Source organism: Paraburkholderia sp. (genome assembly GCF_028283785.1).
Lineage (GTDB): Bacteria > Pseudomonadota > Gammaproteobacteria > Burkholderiales > Burkholderiaceae > Paraburkholderia.
Window position 1 is genome coordinate 302,680 of sequence record NZ_JAPWKB010000020.1, and the last position, 8,074, is coordinate 310,753.

8 protein-coding genes are annotated in these 8,074 nt (G+C 64.3%); 6 read left to right on the top strand and 2 right to left on the bottom strand.

What is annotated here, in order from left to right; all coding sequences use genetic code 11:
- The first annotated feature begins 48 nt into the window (after positions 1–48).
- From PW947_RS30425 to PW947_RS30445, 5 genes are all read left to right on the top strand, one after another.
- On the top strand, positions 49–567 hold the full coding sequence (locus PW947_RS30425; protein ID WP_299636491.1) for a VOC family protein: 519 nt from the start codon (positions 49–51) through the stop codon (positions 565–567).
- Positions 567–2,630, top strand: a complete 2,064-nt coding sequence (locus PW947_RS30430) for a tyrosine-protein phosphatase (RefSeq protein WP_299636493.1) — start codon at positions 567–569, stop codon at positions 2,628–2,630. Before PW947_RS30425 ends, PW947_RS30430 begins: the two co-directional genes overlap by 1 nt.
- Before the next feature lie 10 nt (positions 2,631–2,640).
- Positions 2,641–3,096 carry a nuclear transport factor 2 family protein gene (locus PW947_RS30435; RefSeq protein ID WP_069709857.1) on the top strand — a complete coding sequence of 152 codons (456 nt, stop codon included), beginning with the start codon at positions 2,641–2,643 and terminating at the stop codon, positions 3,094–3,096.
- Positions 3,097–3,157: 61 nt separating this feature from the next.
- Positions 3,158–4,252, top strand: a complete 1,095-nt coding sequence (locus PW947_RS30440) for a TIGR03857 family LLM class F420-dependent oxidoreductase (protein WP_299636496.1) — start codon at positions 3,158–3,160, stop codon at positions 4,250–4,252.
- Position 4,253: 1 nt separating this feature from the next.
- A complete protein-coding gene (locus PW947_RS30445) occupies positions 4,254–5,375 on the top strand; it encodes a phosphotransferase family protein (RefSeq protein WP_069709859.1) in 1,122 nt (373 codons plus the stop codon).
- Between the two features lie 135 nt (positions 5,376–5,510).
- Here the strand turns inward: PW947_RS30445 and PW947_RS30450 are convergent, their stop codons facing one another.
- A complete protein-coding gene (locus PW947_RS30450) occupies positions 5,511–5,786 on the bottom strand; it encodes a hypothetical protein (protein WP_069709860.1) in 276 nt (91 codons plus the stop codon).
- A gap of 75 nt (positions 5,787–5,861) precedes the next feature.
- Between PW947_RS30450 and PW947_RS30455 the strand changes: the two genes are divergently transcribed.
- Positions 5,862–7,259, top strand: a complete 1,398-nt coding sequence (locus PW947_RS30455) for an MFS transporter (protein ID WP_299636500.1) — start codon at positions 5,862–5,864, stop codon at positions 7,257–7,259.
- Between the two features lie 57 nt (positions 7,260–7,316).
- On the opposite strand, the gene PW947_RS30460 is transcribed toward PW947_RS30455, so the two are convergent.
- On the bottom strand, positions 7,317–8,074 hold a 758-nt coding region (locus tag PW947_RS30460), incomplete at its 5' end, for a cytochrome P450 (RefSeq protein ID WP_299636501.1).

Here is an 8,074-nt window from a genome sequence, read left to right on the forward strand (position 1 = left end):
ATGCGGCCGTCCCGGCCATAGCGTGCGCTGCGCATCGAGGAATTCAGCATGTTCGCACGGCCCAATAGCCAGCACTGCCAGGTCGCCTACGTGACCAACGATCTCGTCGCGGCCATGGCCCTGATGAAGGCCGAATACGATGCCCCCGGCTTTTTCGAACTGACCAATATCCAGCCCGGCGAAGACCCGGCGGGAAGGCCGGTGCTCAAGGTCGCGCTGACGGCCGTGGGCGGGGTGGAGATCGAATTGATCGAGCCGGTCGGCGATACGGCGCCGCTGTTTCGCGAGGTCCTGCCCGGTGGCGATGCCCTGGCGATCCGTTTCCATCACGTAGCGACCCGTATCACTGGCCCTGTCGAAAACTGGGAGGCGCATCTCGCCTCGCTCGACCTTGCACGCCATCCCGTCGTGTTCGAGGGCAGCGTCGGCGAGATGCTGCGCTACATCTACACCGACGAGCGCCATACGGTGGGCCATTTCGTCGAGCATGTCTGGATGTCGGACGAACTGCTTGGCCAGATGGCCGCGGTCGTGCCTTCTTATCCCCCCGCCAAGGACCCTAGCTGATGACTGCAGCGCTTTCCCGTCTCAATTTCCGCGACGTGGGCGGCCTGTCATGCGCAGGCGGGCGGACCGTGCGACCGGGCATCCTGTTCCGTTCGGAAGGGCCCGCCAGCTTCCTCGACGAGCATAATGCGGAGCTTGCCGAATTCGGCTTTCGCACGGTCGCCGATCTGCGCTCGTCGATGGAGCGCGACAAGGCGCCGCACTTGTGGTGCGGACCTGAGTGCCGCCTGCTCGACCTCGACATGAACACCGACTTGCGCGCGCAGGGCGAGGACATGTGGCAATCGCTCGGCCGCGATCCGACCGCTCGGCGGGCGACCGAGGTGATGACTCACAACTACGGCCTGATGCCGCAATCGTTCCTGCGCCATCTTGCAGCGATGACCGACGCGTTGCTGGAAGGGGAAACGCCGATGCTGGTGCATTGCACGGCGGGCAAGGACCGCACGGGTGTCGTTGTGGCCCTGTTCCTCGACCTCGTGGGTGTGCCGCGCCCGGTCATCCTCGACGATTATCGCAAGTCCGATGTCTTTGGTGCCAATCTCAAGATGTCGGGCAACCTCAAGCACGATCTTCACGCGACTTTCGGCTTCGTGCCGCCGGACGACATGGTCGCGGTGCTGATCGGCGTGGACGACGGCTTCCTCCAGGGGGCCTTTGACGTGCTCGATCGCCAGTGGGGCGGCATCGAGGGCTATTTCGAGGCGGCCGGCATCGACGCTGCCCGGCGCGAGGAACTGAGGGTCACCTGCTTGCCACACACTAGGCGCGATATCTGCGCGGGCGCTTCGGCCTTGCTGGTCGGCGCGGTCCTTCCCGTGGATCGCGTTCTTGCCTCGCCCGGCATCAGACAGACAGTGGAGACGGACATGACCGATACCGGCATCTACCAATGGGAAGACCTGCTCGACCAGTTGCGACCGCTGGGCCAGAAGATGCGCGAGCGTATTCCCGAACGTCTGCGCGACGACCCGCAGGTCATGCAGGAATCGCTGCGACTGCTGCTTTCGGGCGTGTTGCGCACCACCAACGACGCCATCATGCATGATCGTAGTCACCCGATCTTCGTGCCCGAACTGAACATCTGCCAGAACATCTTCCAGCCCAACGCCGACACAATCTACAAGGCGGCGCTGATCGAAAAGGGCGGCACGTACCGTATTCGCGGCGATCGCGGCACTACGCGCATGATGATCCTGGCGCAGTTGGGGCCGGATACGCTGCGCACCGGCCAGCACCATCCCGCGCAGGACGCCAACGACTTCGACGACCTGAAGATCGCGGCGGACGGCGGTTTCGACGTCATCCTTTCGCCCAGCCGGCCCGAAGGTCATGCCGGCGACTGGTGGGAACTCAAGCCAGAGACCGAGAAGCTGATGCTGCGCATCGTCGGATGCGACTGGGGCATCGAGCGCGAGCCGCGCCTGGGCATCGTCCGGCTTGATGCGGCGCAGGCTTCGAAAGGGCGCCCCACGCTGGCGCAACTCGCCCACAGGTTCGCCGAGATACCCGGCACGGCTGCGGTCTGCGCGCTCGCCTTTCCCGACAAGGTCCAGAAGCTGCGCGACGAGGGACTGATAAACACTTTGAAAGTCGTCGACTTCTCGCAGATGAGCGGGCTGGCACGGCAATCGTACTACGAAGGCGCCTATGATCTCGCGGAGGATGAAGCGCTCGTCACCGAAGTGCGCATTCCCAAGGAGGTCGACTACTGGTCGCTGATCCTCACCAACGAACTCTACGAGACGACCGACTGGTATCACAACCAGTCGAGCCTCAACGCGGCGCAGGCGAAGATCGACGGCGATGGGGTGTTCCGCGCGGTCATTTCCGCGCGTGATCCGGGAGTGCATAACTGGCTGGACACCTCCGGCTATCCGCGCGGGGCGGTGCAGGGGCGCTGGTTCAACACCGAGGAGCGGCCGACGCCGACGATCAGGAAAGTGAAGCTGAGCGAGGTGAACGCGCATCTTCCCGCCGATACCGTGCGTGTCACGCCCGAGCAGCGCGCAGAGGCCATTCGCGAACGCACCTTGCGCGCGCACATGCGCGTGATCTGGTGAGGGTGCGGACATGACCGACGATCTGGCAAGGCTGCTCGACTACGAAGCCATACGCATGGTTAAGGCCCGCTACTGCCGCTTTCTCGACACCAAGGACTGGGACGGCTTCATCGGTCTGTTCACGCCCGATGCGGTGATGGACGTTCGCGAAGACACCGGCAATCCACCGATCTCCGGCCATGCGGCGATCCTCGACCAGGTTCGCTTCGCCGTGATCGATGCGCGTTCCGCCCATCAGGTCCATTCCTCGGAAATCGACTTGCGCGAGGACGAGGCGGATGTCGTCACCGCCATGCAGGACCGGGTGGTGTGGTCGCCGGGCAAGTGCCCGATCCCCGGCGGGGCCTCGATCACCGGGTTCGGCCATTATCACGAGCGCTACGTCCGGCAGGACGGGACCTGGAAGATCGCCGCGCTCAAGCTGACCCGGCTCTATGTCGAGGTTCATCCCGCCCCTGTCGCCTGATAGGTTGCGGTGAAGGACGGCGGGGGCAATCCCGACGCGTCGACAAGAGAGGACGAATGTGATGACGCAAGTGCGGCACGTGGCGCAGGAGCCGGGGGCGCGGGCCCTGTTCGACAAGTTCGGCACGTACATCCTGCCCGGCCGGGTCAGCGATCCGCGCCGGGGTATCGAGGAAGCGCAGGAGGCCGAAAGGATCGGCCTGGGCTGCGTCTGGATTTCCGAACGCTATTCGCTCAAGGAGCCGGCGGTGCTGGCCGGCGCCGTGTCGCAGGCCACCTCGAAGATCCGCATCACCGGCACCATGTATGCGACGATGCGGCACCCGCTGGTCACGGCCAGCGTCGCCGACATGATGCAGGCGATGAGCGGCGAGCGGTTCCGCCTGATGTTCGCGCGGGCCGTGCCTGCCTACATGAAGATGCTGGGATCGCCGCCCATCACCATGGAGCGGCTGGCCGATCTGATTTCGATCTGCCGCCGTCTATGGGCGGGGGAGAAGGTCGATTACGACGGCATCCTCGGCAAATTCCCGGCGATCAGCCTGACGGACCGGCACGGCGGCACGCCGCCGCCGATCATCTTCACCGCCATCGGGCCCAAGAGCCTGGAATTCGCGGGCGCACATTGCGACGGTGTGCTGCTGCACCCCTTCGTCTCGGCACAAGGCGTGCGCAATAGCACCAAGATCGTGCGCGATGCGGCCGAGAAGGCCGGGCGTGATCCGATGTCGGTGCGTATCTATCACAACATCATCGTCGCGCCGGACTTGCCCAAGGCGGAGGAAGAGGCCGTCGTGGGCGGCCGGGCTATCACCTATTTCGAACTGCCCGGTTTCGGCGACCTGATCGTCGACATCAATGGTTGGGACAAGACGGTACTGGACGCCATTCGCGCCCATCCCAAGATCGCCGGGCTGAACGGCAAGCCGGCCGACCAGGCCTATACCCGGCAGGAACTGGTCGACGTGAGCAAGCTGCTTCCGCAGCAGTGGCTGGACGAAGGGGCCGCCGTAGGCACCGCGGCGCGCTGCGCGGACCAGTTGATGGATTTCCTCGACGCCGGTGCCGACGAGATCCTGCTCCATGGATCTTCGCCCAAGGACATGGGGCCGCTGACGGCCGAGTTGAAGCGCGCTCTGGCCGCGAAGGGGCTCTGACATGGAAGTTCTGACCCCCGACCGCATCACCGTGCAGTTGCAGGACTGGCTGGCCACGCAGAAGCCGGACTGGCGCGACATCGTCGTGAAGCCCTTGAACGTCACGCTGGGTGCCGGTTTTTCGGCCGACATATTCTTCGTCGACGTCGATTACGTCGAAGCCGGCGAAGCGCGGGGCCAGACCCTGGTGGTGCGCCGGCAGCCCACCGATCTTGAGGTCGTGTTCGGCAGCAGCCTTGCGCTTCAAGGCAAGATGATGGCCGCGCTCGATGCGCGTGGCGACCTGCCGGTGCCGCCCTGGATCGGCATGCATCTGGAGTCCGATATCCTGGGCCTGCCGTTCCTGGTGATGGGCAAGGTCGAGGGCGAATGCGCCAAGCAGAAGCCCAACTACAACCTGGAAGGCTGGCTCGTCGAGATGACGCCGGCCCAGCGTGGCCAAACTTTCGCCAACGCCATCGCGGCCTTTGGCAGCATGGCGCGTATCGACTGGCACGATGGCTTCGAGTTCCTCGCCCTGCCGGACCTCGGCAAGCCTGGACTCGACCAGTACGTCGGCGCGCTGGAAGCCTGGCACAAGGCGGCGGGCAAAGGGCGCGCGATGCCGATCGTCGATGCCGCCATGGCCTATGTCCGCGACAATATGCCCGACGATGCCGGCGTCAACGTGCTGTGGGGCGATCCGACCCCGTCGAACGTGATGTTCGCGCCCGACGGCGGCGTCAACGCGCTGATCGATTGGGAACTGGCCGCGCTGGGCCCCGCCGAACTCGATCTGGCGTGGTGGCTTTATTTCGACGACCTGTTCGGTCGCCGCTTCGGCGTGCCCCGGCTCGAAGGCCTGCCGAGCCGGGATGAGACCATTGCCCTGTGGGAAGCGGCCAGCGGGCAGACCGCCAGACACCTCGACTATTACGATATCGTCGCCGCGCTGCGCATGGCGCTGGTCGCGGTCGGGGCCTTCGACCGTCAGGTCGGCATCGGCAACATCCCTGCGACGAACAAGTCGCTCAACGACAACTTCATGACGCAGTATCTGGCGGAAAAGCTGGGCCTGCCGCTGCCCGAGTTCGGGCCGGACTTCGTGGCCTTCATGAAGAACCTGACGCCGGTAAAGGAATAGGGCTTCGTTCGATGCCCGCTGCATTCGGGTGATGCGGTGGGCGGGTCGCCCTGACCTTCAAGTATATGGCGGCTCCGCCGGTTGGGACGGGACCCGGGGGTCCCGTCCAACACCTTGCCGAGCTGACGCGAACCGTCAGAGCTTCTTGAGTTCGGCGTTCGTCAGGCTGGTCGTCAGGCCCTTTTCGCCGGTGCTGAGCGTCTGCACCGGGATCGTGATGAACTTGCCGCGATAGATCACGCGCACCGTGCTGGCAGTGCCGTCGGCCCCCGGCAGGACGCGGTCGATCTTGCCCAGCTTTGTTCCTTCTGCCGAAAAGATCGCCTCGTTGCGGTCTATCACAGGCGCGTCGGCGGCAAAGGCGGGGGCTGATAGGGTGAGGGCGGTGAGAGCGAGCAAAAGCGATTTCATTGGCGGAATCCCCGATAGCAGTTTGACCTTGCTGTTGGCCCAAGCCCCTATCCAGTTCAAGAAAAAATTGTGCAAATGAGAAGAAATCTGTTCAATATGTTCAATGCGCGAGACAAGACCTTGTCCGTGTTGGGAGAGAACGTAGACATGGCAGTTACAGGCTTTGCCGCCAGGGACCGATGGTTCCTGACCTTGCTGGGCGCGATTTTCATGATCAATTTCGTCGATCGCACGATCATCGCGGTCGTCGGCGAAGCGATCCGGCGCGATCTGCAATTGAGCGATCTGCAGTTGGGAATGATGGGCGGTCTGGCCTTCGCGCTGTTCTACGCGGTGCTGGGAATACCCCTGGCCCGCCTGGCGGAGCGCTTCAATCGCGTGCGCCTGATCGCTGTGGTTACGGTGCTGTGGTCGATCATGACCGCACTGTGCGGCGCGGCCGGGGGATACGTGCAACTGCTGCTCTGCCGCATGGGCGTGGGCGTGGGCGAAGCCGGTTTCACACCGGCGCTGGTTTCGATGATCTCCGACCGGTTTCCCGTCGGGCGCCGCGCCCTGGTATATTCGCTGATCGCGCTGGGCGCGCCGCTTGGCAGCGCCTTCGCCGCGGTTGCGGGGAGCGCCTTTGCCCAGCATTTCGGCTGGCGCTGGACGATGGCGGCGGTCGGTGTGCCGGGTCTGGTGCTGGCCCTGCTGCTTTATACGACGATACCCGAACCCGAGCGCAAGGACGCCGGCGACAAGGCGCTGACCCCGCGCTTCACCGAAGTTCTCCGGCGGCTTGGCCGATCGGCATCGTTTCTTCACTTGACGTGCGGCAGCGGCCTTGTCGGGCTGGTCGGCTTCGGGACCAACTTGTTTCTGATCCCTCTGCTGGTGCGGCGTTTCGAATTGCCGCTGTCGCAGGCCGGGCTGATTTTCGCGATGTCGTTCAGCCTCGCCACGATGGTCGGCCAGATCACGGGCGGCAATATCGCCAGCCGCTTGATCGAACGCGATATACGATGGGGGGCATGGGCACCGGCGATTACCGTCGGGATGGCGCTGCCGCTATATCTGCTGGCGCTCTACCAGTCCGACTGGCGCGTCCTGGTCGGTTTCCTGTTCGTCGCCACGGCGCTGCTCTACGCCTTCACGCCTGCAGTGATGACGGTGACGCAAACCCTGGTCGAGCCGCGCATGCGCGCATCGGCGGCGGCGTTGCATGCGTTCGGGCAGACGGTGGCGGGGCTGGGGATCGGTTCGGTCGCCTTGGGTTATCTGAGCGATCGGCTGGCGGACTACCATTTCGCGGGCGACTATGCCGCGCAGTGCCTTGCGGTGCATGGCGCCAGTCCGGCACCCGGTTGCCTGGCCGCGTCGGCGACGGGATTGCAGCAGAGCATGCTGATATCGGCGCTGGTCCTGATCGTCGCGGTGTTCAACTACCTCGTTGCCGCGAAGCATCTGCCGAGCGAGGCAAAAACGGCCTGACCGCAAATTGCCCGAGCGGTCGCGGTGACGCGAGCCGCTCGGGGCAGGAAAATTACGTCAGTCCCACTGCAGTTGCAGGTCGGGCACGTGCAGGATGTTGCCCACGAAATAGGGAACCTGGAAACCGTCCTTGGTCCGGAACTCCGGGACGCGCTTGACGAACTCCTCGACCGCTATCTGAAGTTCGAGCCGCGCGAGGTGCATGCCGAGGCACTTGTGGATGCCGCTGCCCAGCGACATGTGCGGGGCCTTGCGGTCGAACCGGATGTCCTGGGGATCTTCGTAGAACGCCGGATCGCGGCCGACGACCGGCGAGCAGAACGCCACGTATTCGCCGGGCATGATCGTCTGGCCCTGGATTTCGATGACCTTGGTGGCGATACGGAACGCCGTGACCGGCGCGAAGGCGCGCAGGAATTCCTCCACCGCGAGCACGATCTGCGAAGGGTCGGCACGAAGCTCGTTCTGCTTCTCGGGATGCGAGGCCAGGTAGTTGAAGATGTTGCCGAGCAGCGAGGTGACCGTGTCGAGACCGCCGATGTAGAGGTTGAAGCAGTGGCCGAGCACTTCGTCGTCGGTCCAGGGACGGCCGTCGACGTCGAAATCCAGCACTTTGGTGATGTAATCGTCGCGCGGTTCCTTGCGGCGCGCCTCGATTTCCTCGAGCAGGTAGTCCTTGACGCATTTCACCGCGTTGCCGCGTACCTGCCAGTCGTTGGTGTGCAGCAGTTCCTTTTCCCACTTGAGGAACTGGGCCATCCGCTCCTGCGGCAGGCCCAGCAGATCGAGCACGATGAAGATCGGGAACTTCTCGG